Source organism: Clostridium sp. KLE 1755 (genome assembly GCF_000466465.2).
Lineage (GTDB): Bacteria > Bacillota > Clostridia > Lachnospirales > Lachnospiraceae > Eisenbergiella > Eisenbergiella porci.
Map to the genome: position 1 here is coordinate 13,849 of NZ_KE992736.1, position 16,275 is coordinate 30,123.

Below are 16,275 nucleotides of genomic sequence, written 5' to 3' on the forward strand. Positions count from 1 at the left end.
GGTGGGGAGGAATTCTGTATTTAGCATCATGCTCATGTGCGGTAAAATGACACAATAATATAAAATACAGTCCTCCTCTGTTGTGTAATTTAAAATGAATTTTATGGAAGTTCATCAATGTGTTCAAAAAGAAAATCAATGAAATATTTACTTGCTATCGGCAAGGAATTTTTATCTTTCATAATTATTCCGATTTTCCGAGTGAGTGCAGGTTTGATTTGGAGAATAGCGACCCTATAATTCGTTTTTCTCAAGACCAACTCCGGTAAAATACTAACACCTAATTCCGATTCAATCATAGATAAAATAGAGTAATCATCATGAACGCATAGCCGGATAACGGGTTCCAGGCCAGCCTGCTTAAAGGCTTCCATCGGTTCGCTAAGCGCCCCTTCCTCTAACAACAAAAAAGGTTCTTTGGCTAGATTTTCCAATGTAATATATGATTTCTGTGCCAAAGGATGAGTTACGGGTAAAACCGCCCGAAGCTCACCGCTCTTAATAAATTTTGTTTTAACGCCGGGAATAGCGTCGGGATTTACAAAGCCAAAATCTGCTTCTCCGGTCCGCACCCATTCGGGAATAGACGTATAATCTCCTTGGTGAAGTATAAATTGCACATTAGGATAAATTTCTTGAAATTGTTTGATTAAACCGGGAAGCCAGTGACAAGAAATGCTTGATATGGTTCCTATACGGATAATTCCACTATCTAATCCCTTAATTTCTTTTGCAATTTCCAGCATGGACTGATACCCGGCAACTGTTTTCTGAATGGAGGGAAAAAGTCGTTCCCCCTCCAAAGTCAGGTGAATTCCATATCTGGAACGATAGAGCAATTTAATAGACAGTTCTCTTTCCAGTGAAGAAATCATTTGGCTCATGGCAGGTTGCGTATAGCCTAATACATCGGCGGCTTTTGTAAAACTGCCGAGTTCAACTATTTTTTGGAGTGCAATATATCTGTTCATTTTTAAAATTACCTTTTTGCATGTTAATGTAATAAACATTAATTTTACTTATTTTTAAGCATAGTATATACTGGCAGAAAGAAAAACTCAAGGAGGTAAAAATGTGTCTTTTGAAAATGTGAAACAATACTTTGAAAATATTGGCTTGGGTCAACGAGTAATTGCACTTGCAAATTCGAGTGCAACAGTTGAAGAAGCTGCAGAAGCAGTTGGCTGTCAGCCTATGCAAATTGCTAAGACCTTAGTGAAGTACTCTGCTTTTTCCGGGTGGATAGATGTTTGCAAAGATTGGTTTATAAATAATTAGCAGGAGGGAATGTTAAATGGAAATAAAGCAGTATGTTGTTGATGCATTTACAGATAAGGTTTTCAAAGGAAATCCCGCTGCTGTCTGCATTCTGCCGGAGTGGATTCCCGATATGTTAATGCAGAATATAGCGAAAGAAAATAATCTTTCTGAAACTGCATTTACCGTAAAAAGGGAGAACATATATGAACTGCGCTGGTTTACACCAGGCGGTGAAATTGACTTATGCGGTCATGCCACTTTGGGTACGGCATATGTATTATTTCGTTTTATTGAAAAAGACAGTGGTAGCATTTCTTTTCAAACAAAAAGCGGTCAGCTCATTGTAAAAAAGGTAAATGATTTATATGAAATGGATATGCCGGCTTATCCGCTTACAGAAGTTCCAGTCACAGATGAAATGGAATTGGCAATCGGTTTTCGCCCGTCAGAAGCGTGGTTAGGGCGGGACTTAGTGTGTGTAATGGCGGATGAACAGCAGGTTTTACAGGCTATGCCAAATGAAGAAAGACTGAAAGAATTGGACGGTCTTTTACTCCAACTTACGGCAAAAGGCACAACTTATGATTGTGTTACCCGAAGTTTTGCACCTAAGCTGAATGTATTAGAAGATCCCGTGTGTGGTTCCGGTCATTGTCATGTTATACCTTTGTGGGCTAACAAGATTAAAAAAAGGGAATTGATTGCATTCCAGGCATCTAAAAGAAGCGGAGTTCTTTATTGTCGCATTGAAAACGATAGAGTAATATTAGCTGGTAAAGCTATCCTTTATTCTAAAGCAGAAATTTATGTATCGTAGACTTGAATAAATATGGCAGTCATAATTTTTATAATAAAATGCCCGGAGAAGAAACCACCATCCTCTTTCTTCTCTGGGTATTTATAATTGACACTTTATATAAATGATGTGGGCTAAATTTTGCCCATATCATTTTTAAGTAAATAATTGCTGGAATTTGTTAGTAAAAGTGTAAAAAGTATTAATAAACATGGACAATGTTCTTCTACGGCAAGCTATATTTTTCAGGTTATCAAAAATTTCAATATTATATTATATTATCTACGATGAGCTTTCCATGATCGTAATAAATATCATCATCTGCAGTTATTTCCCTTATAACTTTTGCAGGACTGCCTACGGCGACTACATTGGCGGGAATATCTTTGGTTACAACAGAAGCAGCACCAATCACAGAATTATCTCCAATATGTACTCCAGGCAGAATTGTAACATTAGAAGCAATCCAAACATTTTTTCCAATATAGACAGGTTTGTTATAACCGTAACCCTCAGTACGAAGTTTAAGGGAAATTGGATGCATTGCAGTAATAATGGTCACATTAGGTGCAAGTAGTGTTCCGTCACCAATATAGATATTTGCATCATCTACAAAGGTAGCATTAAAATTCACATATACATTTTTCCCAAGATGTACATTATGCCCACCCAATTTCATAAAAACAGGTATGAATATGAGTTCCATACTGCGTTCAGAAATCAATCACCTAATAAGTAACTGGTTTGAGAGTCAAAAGTAGGAATTAATTAGTGGCTGTTTATTTCAATTAAGCCTGTGGGGTGAAACTTGGCCAGGACAATGAATGTATTAGATTTGAGGACGGATTACCATGGAGCAGGATGGAAAAAAGTATGCTGAAAAGAAACTCAAAAAGCTTTCGGAAACGGCTTGTTGCAGAGTACCTGATGGAAGCTAATGAATATATTTCAGCCATTGCCTCCCCAACAGCAGAGCACTTGGTGAATTTAATATATTTCATTAAAATAAATTTGTGAATACGTATAGAAGATAAAGTCGTAAAAGGAATAGTATAAGTCGGAAAACAGGTATGCGTCTTCAATAGAGAAGATTATAATTATATATGAAATGATAAAAGTATTAAATAAATGAATGGCTAAGTTAAAGGAGTAGATATGAATAAAAAACTTCAGGACGTTCTAAATGGAAGCTATGGAAATTATATTATGCCATTTTTTTGGCTTCATGGTTCTTCGGAAGATATCCTAAGAGAATATATGGAAAAGATTTTTAACTGCGGTATCAGGGCTGTATGCCTGGAATCTCGGCCTCACCCTGATTTTGTAGGTGAGGGCTGGTGGAAGGATTTGGACATCATCATGGAAGAGGCTAGAAATCGACAGATGCGAGTATGGGTTCTGGATGATTCTCATTTTCCCACTGGATTTGCTAATGGCGCTGTCAGAAAAGCTCCGGATAGATTAAAACGTTGGTCACTGATTGAGCGGACGATGAAAGTGGATGGTCCCATTTTAGGTTGCAGATTTGCAGTTCATGATCGGTTCCTCACAGAGACGGGAGGCTTTGGAGAGACTGATCCTAAAGAGGAACTAGTGGCGGTGATTGCAGGAAAACGTAATGACAAAGATGGTTGTGTATATTATTCCGAACTAATTGATGTGACTGATAAGGTAATTAATGGATGGTTGTATATGGATATTCCTGAAGGAAATTATTGCTTGTTTATTTATAGTAAAAAAATGGGGGCAGCATCCAAAGCAAGCGATTACATATCTTTACTTGAGAAGGAATCAGTGAAGATACTCATAGATACCGTATATGAACCTCATTATCGCCGATACAAAGATGACTTTGGGGAAACGTTTGCAGGTTTCTTTTCCGATGAGCCAGGTTTTTATAATTTAAGCGGACAACCATATGAATTGGGGAAAATAGGAGACCTTATGCCCCTGCCTTGGACGGATAGGCTCAGAGATCAGCTATGTCCAGATAAAGGAAATAAAACGAAACTTGTAGGTCTTTTTCATAATTGTGGTGGTACCGAACGGGAAATAAGGTTTTCCTATATGGACATGATAACCCGAATGTATGAAAATAATTTTTCCATCCAGTTAGGTAAGTGGTGTGAGGAACGGCATGTGGAATATATTGGTCATGTCATGGAGGATGGTGAACTCAATTCCGGACTGGGGCCAGGAACGGGGCATTATTTTAGGGCTATGAGCGGTCAGAATATGGCTGGAATTGACGTTGTGCTTAATGATCTACAGCCGGAAAGAGATTATGATAGTGGCGAATACTACCATTATTCTCTGCCTGTGCTTGCTGCCTCGGCAGCACATCAGAATCCGCGCATGAAAGGAAGAGCAATGTGCGAAATATTCGGGGCATTTGGTTGGTCTGAAGGGTTGACACTCATGCGTTGGATGGCGGATTATATGCTGGTTAATGGTATCAATTGGTTTGTTCCCCATGCCTTTTCAGAAAAGGAATTTCCCGATCAGGACTGTCCACCTCATTTTTATGCGCATGGGAATAATCCTCAGTATCGTCATATGCATGTCTTATTTAATTATATGAACCGGATCTGTCATTTGTTGAACGGTGGACGGGCCATAGTGGATACTGCTATACTTTTTCCGGCAGAAGGATGCTGGGCAGGAGGCTACCGGCCCTTTGGATATTTGGGTAAGTTATGTCTGCAAAACCAAATTCCATATGAGGTTCTTTGTTTGGATTATCTGAGAGAAGCAATTGTTGAACAGGAACGGATTATAGTCGGAAAAGCATCTTATCGTTTTTTACTTATCGACAGTATTGCATATTTGCCAGAGGAGGATATAAGGCTTCTGGAGGAATTATATAGAAAAGGTGCACACATTTTTTATGTAAATGGCAGACCTGAAGGCTTAACACGCATAAATGAGGGAAACATACCGGTTATCGAAGAAAAGGAGATACCAGCTTTGCTTGATGAGAGTCGTAATTGCCGGATTTTTCCGCATAATAAATGGCTGAGGTGCTATAAGTATGTATTTCCTGATTTATGTGTGTATATGTTTATGAATTCCTCCATGGTGAATGCCTTGGATGTAGCGGTTAAGGTAGAGGAAGAGGAAGCGTATATATGTTATTCTGGGGTAGAGAACATATGGTCGCTGCCTAAAAGAAATGAAGATAAAAGCCTGCAATTTCATATGGAAAAAGGAGAGTCTTTCCTTCTGTTGGCGGGGAGAAAAAAGGATTTGCCAGAATTACCGGAAATATCCGGGACAGAGAAAATCAGGAAAATATTTGATGGTGAAATAAGAATTTCAACAGCAGATTATAATTCTCAAGAGTGTTTCCGGTTATTAATGACTGTTAAAAAATTGGAAGACATATCAAAAAGTATCTTGAATTTTTCCGGTATAATCCGATATGAGATGGAATTTGTAGGGAAAGCCTGCCGGCTTGAGCTCGAACGCTGTTACGAGGCAGCTGAAGTTTTTATTAACGGACATTCTGCAGGAGTGAGAATCGGTTATCCCTACAGCTATAATATTTCAGATTTTACTATAGATGGTCTGAATGAGATACGTATAGAGGTGACGACTACATTAGCAAACGCATTTATGGATCCACGCTCGATGGAGCGGCCAGTTGAACCGGAAGGAATACTTGGAAATATATATTTATTGTTCGAATGAAGTATATGCCTTTGAAAAAGATGCAGGATGTCTTGGGATAACGTGGACGTGGTAGACTGGGTGGTGGAATACGGTAAACAGGATCTGCCGGAAGAACTCAGTGTCCGTCATCTTGCTAATATGGCCTATATCAGTCCTGATCACCTGACTCATTCCTTTAAAAAGCGATATGCACAGACGGCAAGCGACTTCATTCTCTGTAATTGAAATATAAATAAGGTGATTGCGAAACAAGTTCGCAATCACCTGAATTTATTTTGCAAGGTTTACAGACAATAGATTTATTCAACTACAACTCTTACTCTATCCATATTTTTACACTGTACATAGATATCATCAAGAGTTCCGGTTCGGCTGCTTTGCGCTTTCAACACAGGAAAATAAGTTCCGGATTTTTCAAATATATGTGTTGTTTTCACATTCGCCAGATGACCTTTCTCTTTCATTTCCAGCTTTTCACGCCTGCTGAAATCATTCGTATATTCAAAATCCCAGGCAGCTGCAGTAACAGTTCCTGTATGGTTCGGAACCTCAATTGAAGCAGTAAAGGTTACTGTTTCACCGGCTTTTACATGTATGTATTTCTGTCCGTTGGCGAAACATTTGACAACAGGCTGCAGTCCTCCTCTTTCATCTGCACGATCCGGAACTTCAATTTGGCCGTCACAGTACCGATAATTGGTTGATGGTACAGGAGCTTTGTTTTTTTCACACCAGTCTGCAAGATCCAAAAGTACCTGATGCAGTACACCCAGGTAATCTACCTGATGTTGAGGGTCACTTTGTTTTGGATCATTCAGTCGCTCTGTATTATCCTCATGTACGCAGTTATCATTATAGTAAAGCCTGAACATCTCATCTGTTTTTTCTCCCAGATGTTGTTCTACTGCATGACGGTACCAGTCTCCATGCCATGGATAGGCACTTTCATCCAACAGACTGCAGACGGCAATGACCTTTCCGTGAATATCCCCGCTGGGAACTTCACCGCCGCCGTTTTTAGCAATAATTGGGGAAAGGAGAAATGGAAGCTGTGGATAAATCGGATTGCCTTTTTTATCCCGGTATTGATCGTATACATGATAGCTGTCGTCGGGTACCTGGTGACGCTGGAAAGTCTGCATTGCCAGATAATCGCTGTTATCAAGCATGATTTTATCACCAACCGCTAATCCTGTCAGTGCATGATAGGAGTCACTCCAATCAAATGCCTTTCCAACTGTAATGACATCGTTTTCTATTTTTTCAATGGAGTTTTCTTTCCCTTTTGCCTTTCCGCTTAATACCTTAATTCTGCAGTGAAAAAGATTTTTTCCCTGTTCGGGGATATCCTCCATGCGAATCTGTGGTGTTATATCCTGTCCAGCAGACATATTTTGCCAGCTTTTATCCACACTGCTATAATTCTCACTGTTCTCATCATTGCGGAAACCGATCAATTCTGCAACTTTGGTTTCAAATTGAATACGGGCTTTTGCTTCATTGCTGTTCGGATCTGCTCCGGCATACCCTGGTTTTTCCCAGAAGTCCGTAAAATAATCAGGGAATACATTATATATATAGGGGGCCAGTACCATCAGAGCTCCGTCCTCCATTGTGGGCCATAAAAACCATCCTCGTTTAGGAAAACCCATCTTAGTAGCTTCTTCTAAAGCCATCCGCTGTTCATCGTCGAGTCCCTCGTAAATATTTCCGCTGCCTCCCGGCTCCATTGTATCTACAAGATGCTTCAGTTTTTCCTCTCCAAGCATTCTCATCACACGGACACGTGGGCCAAAAACATTTGGTACGGCCATGGGATTTGCGGTTACATAAGGAACGCCCCCATTCCAAATGCCCTCAGTCATCTCCATACAGCCAATTGTTTTAAAGCTCCCGCCGCTTCCCCCAAAGATGTAGCCATAAGGACGGTGTTCATAGCAATAAAGCTTCCGGGCGACCTTTCGGCTGAACTCAGCACATTGGGCACTGGTTTTATATAAGCGTTCCCCATCCTCGGGTATAAATCCGCCCTGGTTGCTGTTAACAAGATAGGCGCCATGGGTTAAGCAAAAGCTGATTTTATCGTCTTCACCGCGAAGCCACTCATTTTCATGCTCATCTCCGGGGGCAGGAGACACATATTGAAAAAAACGTTCCTCGTATTTTTCTTTTTCAGGAAAATAGAAACAAAATCTTGCTTCAATCCCGTTTTTCTCCGTTCCTCTGAACCCACCATGCACATAATAATGGCGAACTGGTGTATCCCTCCATTCCTCTTCATCAATGTAGGGCTGTGAATAATAATCGTCCTCTGATGGTATGTACAGCTTCTTTTTTTCCATGTTTCTTCCTCCAATAGAATTTTGTATATTCCTTCCGTTATCCGGGAATATCCGTTTCTCTCTGTGCTCTGCGTTCTTCCAGTTCCCTGCGTATATTCGGCAGCATTCCGTCCAGTTTATAGAATAGAAAACTGCTGCCTACAGCCAGCCATAAAAGCATGGGTATAATACTAAACAATAAACGAATCATCCATATGGCACTTTTTGGTATTTGGGCCATATCGCCAATATATCCGGCGCAGGAAAGCAGTATTCCCAGCAGACCGGCACCCAGTGCAGAGCCAATTTTAGTTGCCAGGCCGGTTACACATCCCAGTGTACCTTCCATCCTCTGCATGCCCTTCCATTCATTAAAGTCTGCACAATCTATAATCATAAGAGGAAACAGAATGCTGATAGGAGTGATTCCGCCACCATACAAAATTCCTGCAATACCAAGAAGAATGGGATTACCTTCAGCAAAGAAATTTAACAAATAACCAGCGGCTGTAATAAGGCATCCTGCTAAAATTAATTTTCCTGTAGAAAAGCGTTTGATAATCCTGGGGAAGAATGCCGCAAGTGGAATCGCAAGAAGCATGGCTGCATTTACTAATCCCATAAGATTCAAATCTTTAGCCACATAGGTAAAGTAATAAACATTGACTCCCATATTAGAGACAAAATTCTGGATAAACAGGATTAGTGCAACAATATAAATATATGGGTTCCTGGTGAGTACTGTTTTTACATCCTTCAGCCTTACCTTTGTTTTTTCCCCATCTGGTGATTGAATGTCTACTGGATTTGTTTCCTTAACAAAAATGAAACGCATCAAGCCTATAATCACCATCGGAATGGCGATCATGGCAATCATCCTGCTCCATCCGGATGCATTTACCGCATATCTGGCGACCAGGGTGGGAGAGATTACATTAAAAAAAGCTACACAAACCATACTGATAATGTTTCCATAGGAATTGAGGGCAACATATTGTTCTTCATATTTAAAGGCACGAACCATATATACGGTTTGATTTGCATTTAGAAAGGTAAAGAATATACTATTTACCAAAGCATAACTACTTAGAACCCAAATACATTTGACTGCTAAGTTCCAGCTTGGTGAACAGGAATACATTAGCCAAGTACAAAACCATAAGCCTACAATACAGAATTCATAAGGACGTCCACGTCCGATTTTAGTGTTGGTACGATCTACAAGATATCCGGCAAAAACGTCAGTTACCCCATCAAGTAGTTTGCTTAATACCAGAAGCATCCCAACAAGATAGGGATCCATTTTCAGCGTATCTGTACAGTAAATAGATAAATATCCCAGAATCATCATACAAATACCGTGTGATACCGCTCGGCTCTGCCATGCGAATAAACTACCGATTTTCAGAGACTTTGGATTTTTTTCCTTCTTTTCCTTCATTTTTCTTTCCCCCATAATTTTATACCCGTTAAAGGTTTTATTGGTTTACGCTGCTATTTTATAGGGGAATGCAAATGTGCGGATATCAATATATTTACCTAATTGTTAATATATTGTAAAAAATAAAGAGAGAACATATAATGGATATAGTTTTTGACATTAAGAATGCAGCAATTAATAAAAAAAGTTTAAAAATCAATACTGAATGAAGGTGAATATCTAATGGAGAAAACTGAAATATTTGATTTGCTCGACGATTACAGCCGTGCCACACATCTGCCTATAAGTTGTTTTATAGAGAATGAGATTGTTAAAAAAACTATGGATTTTGTGGCCGATTTTAATCTTCCTATGTTGCTATTGGATTGTCTGCCGAAAGAACTTCCTCCGGTATGGTACAGTATTTCCCCGGAATATATGTATATGGCCGGACTGACCGTACCTGAAATAAATATGAAAATTTTTATCGGCCCTGCGCATGTTTTTGATTGTTCCCGGGAACAGGCAGCCTGTATCCTGGAACGGATTGGTCGTTCACGAAGGGATGTATCGGAATTGATTCGATTTTTTCGTTCTTTGGGATCGTGTGATGCAGTCTCTATCCAGGCTGGAATAAAAATCCTGCAGCGTCTTATTCTTAATTCCTGTTCATTGCCTCAACAGTTGGAATTTCACTGGAACAGTATGCTGCGTTTCTCTGCCTATTGCATTCCTGAGCCTGAACATGTTGGAGCTATTCCTTTGGAAAATGAATTGGTGGAATGTATAGAGAATGGTAATAGTGATGAGCTTGAACATATTATTTTGAATGAAATGTTAATTGGAAAAGGAGAGAATATAGATGATCCTCAACTTTTTCGTAACAGATACAACATCATGTGCAGCGCTAATTTCTTTTGCTCCAGAATTGCCTTACGTGCCAATTTAGATATTTCTCTTGTTACCATGCTGTTCGAACAATATGATCGCAGAATTCAGCAAGCATCAAATATCTCCGAACTAACATATATCTTTGTAGAGTTTATTCGGGAATATACCCGTCAAATTGCAGTAATAAAAGGATTACAAACAAATTCACCAATGGCCGAAAGAGTGAATCATTATGTTGTCTCTCATCTTTATGAAAATATAACACCTACTCTGCTTTCCGAACATCTGAATATTAATCTTTCTTATTTATGCAGACAATTTAAAAAAGCAACCGGAAAAACAATAACCTGTTTTGTGCAGGAACGCAAAGTTGAAGAAGCTATGCATTTATTAAAACAAAAAACGTTTACTGTTACATCAGTCAGCCAGCTGTTGGGATTCTCTTCCACAAGCTATTTTTGTGCCATTTTTAAAAAGTATACTGGTATGACACCAGCTGGGTATCAGCGTAAAAAATAGAACTGGGAATTCTGTATTAGGACTATTATGAGGTAATGCGTATTGAAGGAGCTAATGAATGGAAACAAATTGAGGCGGAAAATGAAATGGCAATTGTAAAGCTGTATACAACAGGTTAATGTCATAGAACAGATATTTTAAGTCTTAAAATCAATATACTTGATAAATAAAAAATATTATAATGCTAATAGTAGATACAAGATAAATAATGGAAGTGGGCAGAAATTATGAAAAATAATTTCTTATTAAGAAATAGGAATAAAAATCAAGAACAGCCTGTAATGTTCAGTTTAAGACGACAGATACTGCGGTTCGTTTTAACTCTTGTTATTTTACTGTTATCAATTATGATTACGGTTATGACAGTACTGATTCATTCCTATCAGAGAAAGGTGAATGATACACATAAAAATAATGCGGCAGCTTATGCTGCCCACATAGACAGCAGTATCCTGCAGCTCAGAGATACCGTTGGTTATATTTATTCTTCCGATGCTGTTTTTCAGGGGTTATATCTGTACCAGCCTGCTGCCGAAAAGGTCAGTTCAATAAACAGTATGCTGAACCTGCTGAAGCTTCAGGTAAGGTCAAACAGAAATCTGGGGGGCCTATTCATCTACTATGACAGTGATAAAAAGCCGCTTTATTACGTAAATGAAGAGATGTCGTTTCAGGATAAAGAGATTCTGAAAAAGGCCGGGCGTGCTGTACAGGGAGTCAGCAATGCCTTTATTGATTATGTGGTAAAGGCTGAAAACGATACCTATTACAATGCATATATGCAGAAAAATTCTGCGGCGATTTGTGGTAATATCAGTTTAAGCCAGGGAATTCCGGAATTGTCAAGTGATGCTGAGGCCTATGGCATAATTTATGAGGGTGTATTTTACCTGATTAGCGGCCTAAGGCCAGAGCTTTCTGATATGGAATATACACTGCTGAAGCCGGGAAAGAATATCGTTCATGGTTCCGTTGCCTATGTGCAAAAGCTGGACAGCGTGAATATGTCTGTGGTAAAAATCGTTCCGCACAATATCTGGCTTTATGTCAGTGGTGTCCATATCATACTTTTCCTTCTTGGTCTGATGCTTATATTATTCTGTATAAGGCTTTATCGTTTTACTTCAAATCAGTTATCCATACCTCTTGAGGATATGACGAATGCGCTTCAAAATATTCAGGAAGGGGTATGGGAAGTGAATTTCACCGCTTCCAATCGGATTACGGAGATTGAGAATGTGCGGCAGACGGTGAGAATAATGTTAAAGGAAATAGAGCAGTATAAAATCCGCTCCTATGAAGAAAAGCTGGAAAAACAAAAAGTACAGCTTCAGTTTCTTCAATTACAGCTTGCGCCGCATTTCTATACAAACTGTCTGAAAAATGCTTACTATATGCTGATGATGAAGGAATATGAAAATGCGGAGCAGTTTTTGCTCTGTCTTTCTGCCCATTTGCGATATCTGCTGCAGACGGATGCGACGGTGGTAACGGTGCAGACAGAAAAGGATTTCGTTCAAAATTATATTAATATGGAGTCAATTCTGTCCTCCAAGCCGTTTATTTGTGAAATGTCTGTGGACGATAAGGCCCTGGAGGTGGAAATTCCCATTCTGGCGCTGCAGCTTTTTGTTGAAAATTCAATCAAATATGCCAGGGGTATTGAGGGCCGTAATCTTCAGATACAGATATATGTGCGGTATCTGAGCACGGACGACGGAAACAATATTGATATTATTGTGTCTGATAATGGACCGGGGTATCCGGAAGAGCTTCTTTGTGTACTGAATCAGAAGGATGTGTTTTCAGACAGTAAAACAGGAATAAAAATGGGGGTAGGAATCATTAATCTCCTGAGCCGTCTGAGACTCCATTACGGAGAGGGAATAAGCTGGTATTTTGAAAACCGGAACGGAGCATACAGTGAAATTATTTTGCCGGCAATGCAGGGAGGGGAAGTATCATGAATGTGCTGCTTGTGGACGATCAGGAGAGAATCCTTATAGCTACGAAGAAACTGGTTAACTGGGACAGGCTGGGGGTGCAGGAGGTATTTATCGCCGACAGTGCCGCTGTCGCCAGAAAAATTCTGGAAGCGAATAAGGTGGACATTATGCTGACGGATATAGAAATGCCCGGAGAGGATGGGATATCCCTGCAGAAATGGCAGGCGGTTCATTATCCTCAGGTATGTTGTATTTTTCTCACTTCCCATGCAGATTTTTCGTATGCCAAGGAAGCGATCCACAATGGCGCGTTTGATTACATCCTGCAGCCTGCAAGCATTCCGGATATCGAGGAAGCCCTCAGCCGGTGCATCAGGAAGTTAGAAGAGAGGGAAGTTATATTAAGGAAAAGCAGCCTTTATGACAAACAGATTCCTAATGCACTGGAAGCCTATATTGTATCCATGTTTTATCAGAGGAATCAGTTTGCGCAAATGGACGAATGGCGCGCAGATTCCCATACACAGGGGGATAACTGGTGGTTTCTGCCCTGTCTTGCAGTTTTTGAACAGGCAGACGCAGGTGAGGGGAAGCAATTTCTGGTGAAAGCGCTGGAAAACGCCGGTTTTGATGAAGAAGGTATCGCATATGTTGCGGCTCTTTTGTCGGAGGAGCAGGCTGCAGTTCTGTTCTATGGAAATAGTGGTATAGAACCGGTTTTGATGAGGGAAAGGCTGCAGGCTATAAGGCAGTCCGTGTGTGAGGAAACAGGAGGCACGCTCACCCTGTTCCTTGGTGAATGTACAAATGAGGGGCTTCCTGAATCCATTGGAAATATTATGGATTACCAGGAAAAAATGGTCATCAGAAAAAACGAGACTTATCTTGTCAGCGGAGAAAAGGTACAGGAATTAAGAGTGCCGGATGGAGCCGCATGGGGAAAATGGCTGATAAGAAAGGATTCCGTGCTTGTAAAGAACCAGATTATCAATCTGCTCCAGTATGCACAGAAGCAGCAGTATCTGACACTCAGTTATATGCAGAAAATCATCCACAGCTTTCTGGAGGCCTGTTCCATTGGCTGCTATGCGCAAAATAAAAAGCTGACAGAGCTATTTACGCAAGATTTTACGTATGAGCAGATGCTGCATTCCTATACCTCTGTGGAGGAGCTGTGCGAAGGTGTGGATATCTGTTTGAGGCAGTATAATGCTATGCTTATAGAAAGAGGTGAAGGGGAGGAAACCTATTCGGTCCATGAGCGGATCCAGGATGTGCTTCATTATCTTGATGAGAATATGGAGCGGATGATTTCCAGGAGGGAGGCAGCTAAATATGTTTTTCTGAATGAGGACTATTTTTCAAGAGTATTCCGCAAGGAAACGGGGATAGGGTACAAGGAATACGTTCTCAAGCAGAAAATGGATTATGCGAAAAAGCTGCTGGGTGATACGGATATGTCCGTTGCTTTGATCGCATCTAAGGTAGGATATGAGAACTTTACGAATTTCACCCAGATGTTTCGGAAGTATACGGGAACAACGCCGACGGAATATAGAAAAAAAGCATCAAAAAAAAGACAGCCCTGAACGGACTGTCTTTTTTTACAGAATTGTAAAAGTCAGAAAATCAATAATCCAAGTCTTAAAAGAGCTATTTTCAGGCGTGTTTATCCAATATACTTTATTTCATCAGGAAACAAAACCGACAGCCTTTCATAAAAGACTGAAGGGATAAGAGAGAAAGGTTTATGCATAAGGCCTTTCTGCGTAATGGCCCGGTAGGCGGGCAGATAGGAGAGAGAAGAATGAAAAAGAGAATTGTTGCATCATTATTATGCATGGCGATGGTCCTTGGATCTCTGGCTGGATGTGGCTCCCAGGGAACCTCGGGAGGCTCTGCATCAACACAGTCAGCTGCAGCCTCGGCAGGAGAAACAGCTGAGGCATCATCGGAAGCTGCATCAGGAACGAAAGCTGCTGCCGGGGACATGGTAACGCTTTCCCTGTATATTCCTACATTGGCTCCGTATACGGATGAGGCAATTGCGGAAGTACAGGATGCCATAAACGAGCATCTGGCAGAGAATTACGGAATCCAGACAAAGCTGGTTTATACAGAAATCGGTAACTTTGAAAAGGCAATCAATCTGGCAATGACCACGGATGAGCTGGATGTGACCTGCTACTTTACCGGAAACGGCCAGCTTTCCAATTACGTTAATAATGGCCAGCTGCTTGATATCACGGACTATTTTAATAATGCCTCCGAGGAACTGAAAAACAGCTTTACCGAAGCGGAAATCACATCCTCCAGCATGAACGGACGCATGTACGGACTTGTCCGTAAATATCAGTACGGCGGCAAAGAGGTTGCAGTGCTGAACAAGGAAATCGTGGAGGAAATGGGAATCGACCCTGCTTCTATTACAGATATGGACAGCCTGGGAGAAGTGCTTTACAAGGTCCACGAAGCCCATCCGGAAATTTACGCATTGGTTCCCCAGTCAATGAATGATATGACCTGGAATAGCCCTTGGGTTGGTGGTGTCGGCCTCACATCCTTTGCATATACCAATGATATTGAGTCCACCAAGCTTCAAAGTGTATTCGAACTGGATTCCTTTCGGGAATTCTGTAATTATACACATCAGTGGTACCAGGATGGTCTGATAATGTCAGATGCTATCAGCAATACCCAGGAAGGCAGCAGCATGGTAACCGCTGGAGCCGCGTTTGCTACCCTGCATAATGCTGATATCGATCCGCTGGATACAATGTATCCTAATACAGTAATTTCTGCTACAATTATCGAGCCCAGAGCAGTCTCTACCGACATTGGAAATCTGCAGTACGGCATCAGCACCAACAGCGCCCATCCTGATGAGGCATTTACTTTATTAAGCGCTCTTTATACGGATTCCAAGCTTCATACGCTCCTTTCTTATGGCATAGAAGGAAAGCATTATGTGATAAATGATGATGGCCGTGCTGATTATCCGGAAGGAATGACCGCGGAAACGGAACCCTACGGCGGATTTGCCGCTACGGCAACTTATCCCAACTATCTTCTGAATCCGCTGAAGGAAACTGCGGTGGTAGATGATTACAAAACGTCTGTAGATGAATGGAATGCCAAGGTAAAGGTTTCCAAGACCTTTGGATTCTATTTTGATACTTCAGAATACGGCGACTTTATAACCGCTTATAAGAATCTGGAAGAAAAATATCTGCATTCCATCAAAACAGGCAGTGTTGCGCTGGATGACGTACTTCCTACAATTCAGTCTGAACTGGAAGCGATCGGTTTTTATGAAGTAATTGCGAAAATGCAGGAAGAGCTGGATGCATACCTTGCAAAACAGTAACCGGAAAACTGTTTCGTGCAGCATATAGTAAGAAAACAGGCGGCCAGGGCAATTGCCGGCTGCCTGTTTTCTCTCCTGGAAGA

At 40.7% G+C, this 16,275-nt stretch carries 12 protein-coding genes; 8 read left to right on the top strand and 4 right to left on the bottom strand.

The annotated features are described in order from the left end of the window. Positions 1-101 precede the first annotated feature (101 nt). On the bottom strand, positions 102-971 hold the full coding sequence (locus HMPREF1548_RS17960) for a LysR family transcriptional regulator (protein ID WP_025491516.1): 870 nt from the start codon (positions 969-971) through the stop codon (positions 102-104). A 103-nt stretch (positions 972-1,074) separates the two neighbouring features. Between HMPREF1548_RS17960 and HMPREF1548_RS17965 the strand changes: the two genes are divergently transcribed. Both HMPREF1548_RS17965 and HMPREF1548_RS17970 read left to right on the top strand, forming a co-directional pair. Beyond that, positions 1,075-1,278: a YbaK/EbsC family protein gene (locus HMPREF1548_RS17965; RefSeq protein WP_021637836.1), complete on the top strand. Its 204-nt coding sequence runs from the start codon at positions 1,075-1,077 to the stop codon at positions 1,276-1,278. A 16-nt stretch (positions 1,279-1,294) separates the two neighbouring features. After that, positions 1,295-2,077: a PhzF family phenazine biosynthesis protein gene (locus HMPREF1548_RS17970; RefSeq protein ID WP_021637837.1), complete on the top strand. Its 783-nt coding sequence runs from the start codon at positions 1,295-1,297 to the stop codon at positions 2,075-2,077. Between the two features lie 247 nt (positions 2,078-2,324). On the opposite strand, the gene HMPREF1548_RS17975 is transcribed toward HMPREF1548_RS17970, so the two are convergent. Further along, the gene (locus HMPREF1548_RS17975; RefSeq protein WP_286138120.1) at positions 2,325-2,690 is read right to left on the bottom strand and encodes a DapH/DapD/GlmU-related protein; all 366 of its coding nucleotides are present in this window, start codon (positions 2,688-2,690) and stop codon (positions 2,325-2,327) included. Between the two features lie 521 nt (positions 2,691-3,211). Between HMPREF1548_RS17975 and HMPREF1548_RS17980 the strand changes: the two genes are divergently transcribed. Together HMPREF1548_RS17980 and HMPREF1548_RS29590 are read left to right on the top strand one after the other, a co-directional pair. Beyond that, entirely contained in the window at positions 3,212-5,746 is a 2,535-nt protein-coding gene (locus HMPREF1548_RS17980; RefSeq protein WP_021637841.1) for a glycosyl hydrolase family 2 protein, read from the top strand. Between the two features lie 27 nt (positions 5,747-5,773). Beyond that, positions 5,774-5,953: an AraC family transcriptional regulator gene (locus tag HMPREF1548_RS29590; protein WP_021637842.1), complete on the top strand. Its 180-nt coding sequence runs from the start codon at positions 5,774-5,776 to the stop codon at positions 5,951-5,953. A gap of 74 nt (positions 5,954-6,027) precedes the next feature. Here the strand turns inward: HMPREF1548_RS29590 and HMPREF1548_RS17985 are convergent, their stop codons facing one another. Both HMPREF1548_RS17985 and HMPREF1548_RS17990 read right to left on the bottom strand, forming a co-directional pair. Then, a complete protein-coding gene (locus HMPREF1548_RS17985) occupies positions 6,028-8,070 on the bottom strand; it encodes a hypothetical protein (RefSeq protein ID WP_021637843.1) in 2,043 nt (680 codons plus the stop codon). A 37-nt stretch (positions 8,071-8,107) separates the two neighbouring features. Then, positions 8,108-9,490, bottom strand: a complete 1,383-nt coding sequence (locus HMPREF1548_RS17990) for an MFS transporter (RefSeq protein ID WP_035322788.1) — start codon at positions 9,488-9,490, stop codon at positions 8,108-8,110. 222 nt (positions 9,491-9,712) lie between these two features. Here HMPREF1548_RS17990 and HMPREF1548_RS17995 point away from each other — a divergent pair, with 222 nt between their 5' ends. The 4 genes from HMPREF1548_RS17995 (at position 9,713) to HMPREF1548_RS18010 (ending at position 16,192) form a co-directional block, all read left to right on the top strand. Continuing rightward, positions 9,713-10,879 carry a helix-turn-helix domain-containing protein gene (locus HMPREF1548_RS17995; protein WP_021637845.1) on the top strand — a complete coding sequence of 389 codons (1,167 nt, stop codon included), beginning with the start codon at positions 9,713-9,715 and terminating at the stop codon, positions 10,877-10,879. 359 nt (positions 10,880-11,238) lie between these two features. Continuing rightward, the gene (locus HMPREF1548_RS18000) at positions 11,239-12,846 is read left to right on the top strand and encodes a sensor histidine kinase (RefSeq protein ID WP_055725924.1); all 1,608 of its coding nucleotides are present in this window, start codon (positions 11,239-11,241) and stop codon (positions 12,844-12,846) included. Next, on the top strand, positions 12,843-14,414 hold the full coding sequence (locus HMPREF1548_RS18005; RefSeq protein ID WP_021637847.1) for a helix-turn-helix domain-containing protein: 1,572 nt from the start codon (positions 12,843-12,845) through the stop codon (positions 14,412-14,414). The genes HMPREF1548_RS18000 and HMPREF1548_RS18005 overlap by 4 nt, the downstream gene beginning before the upstream one ends. A 218-nt stretch (positions 14,415-14,632) precedes the next feature. Beyond that, the gene (locus HMPREF1548_RS18010) at positions 14,633-16,192 is read left to right on the top strand and encodes an ABC transporter substrate-binding protein (protein WP_198168647.1); all 1,560 of its coding nucleotides are present in this window, start codon (positions 14,633-14,635) and stop codon (positions 16,190-16,192) included. Positions 16,193-16,275 lie beyond the last annotated feature (83 nt).

Coding starts and splice junctions, on each gene's coding strand:
- HMPREF1548_RS17960 (WP_025491516.1), bottom strand. CDS start 971: ATGAACAGATATATTGCACTCCAAAAAATAGTTGAACTCGGCAGTTTT.
- HMPREF1548_RS17970 (WP_021637837.1), top strand. CDS start 1,295: ATGGAAATAAAGCAGTATGTTGTTGATGCATTTACAGATAAGGTTTTC.
- HMPREF1548_RS17980 (WP_021637841.1), top strand. CDS start 3,212: ATGAATAAAAAACTTCAGGACGTTCTAAATGGAAGCTATGGAAATTAT.
- HMPREF1548_RS29590 (WP_021637842.1), top strand. CDS start 5,774: ATGTCTTGGGATAACGTGGACGTGGTAGACTGGGTGGTGGAATACGGT.
- HMPREF1548_RS17985 (WP_021637843.1), bottom strand. CDS start 8,070: ATGGAAAAAAAGAAGCTGTACATACCATCAGAGGACGATTATTATTCA.
- HMPREF1548_RS17990 (WP_035322788.1), bottom strand. CDS start 9,490: ATGAAGGAAAAGAAGGAAAAAAATCCAAAGTCTCTGAAAATCGGTAGT.
- HMPREF1548_RS17995 (WP_021637845.1), top strand. CDS start 9,713: ATGGAGAAAACTGAAATATTTGATTTGCTCGACGATTACAGCCGTGCC.
- HMPREF1548_RS18000 (WP_055725924.1), top strand. CDS start 11,239: ATGACAGTACTGATTCATTCCTATCAGAGAAAGGTGAATGATACACAT.
- HMPREF1548_RS18005 (WP_021637847.1), top strand. CDS start 12,843: ATGAATGTGCTGCTTGTGGACGATCAGGAGAGAATCCTTATAGCTACG.
- HMPREF1548_RS18010 (WP_198168647.1), top strand. CDS start 14,633: ATGAAAAAGAGAATTGTTGCATCATTATTATGCATGGCGATGGTCCTT.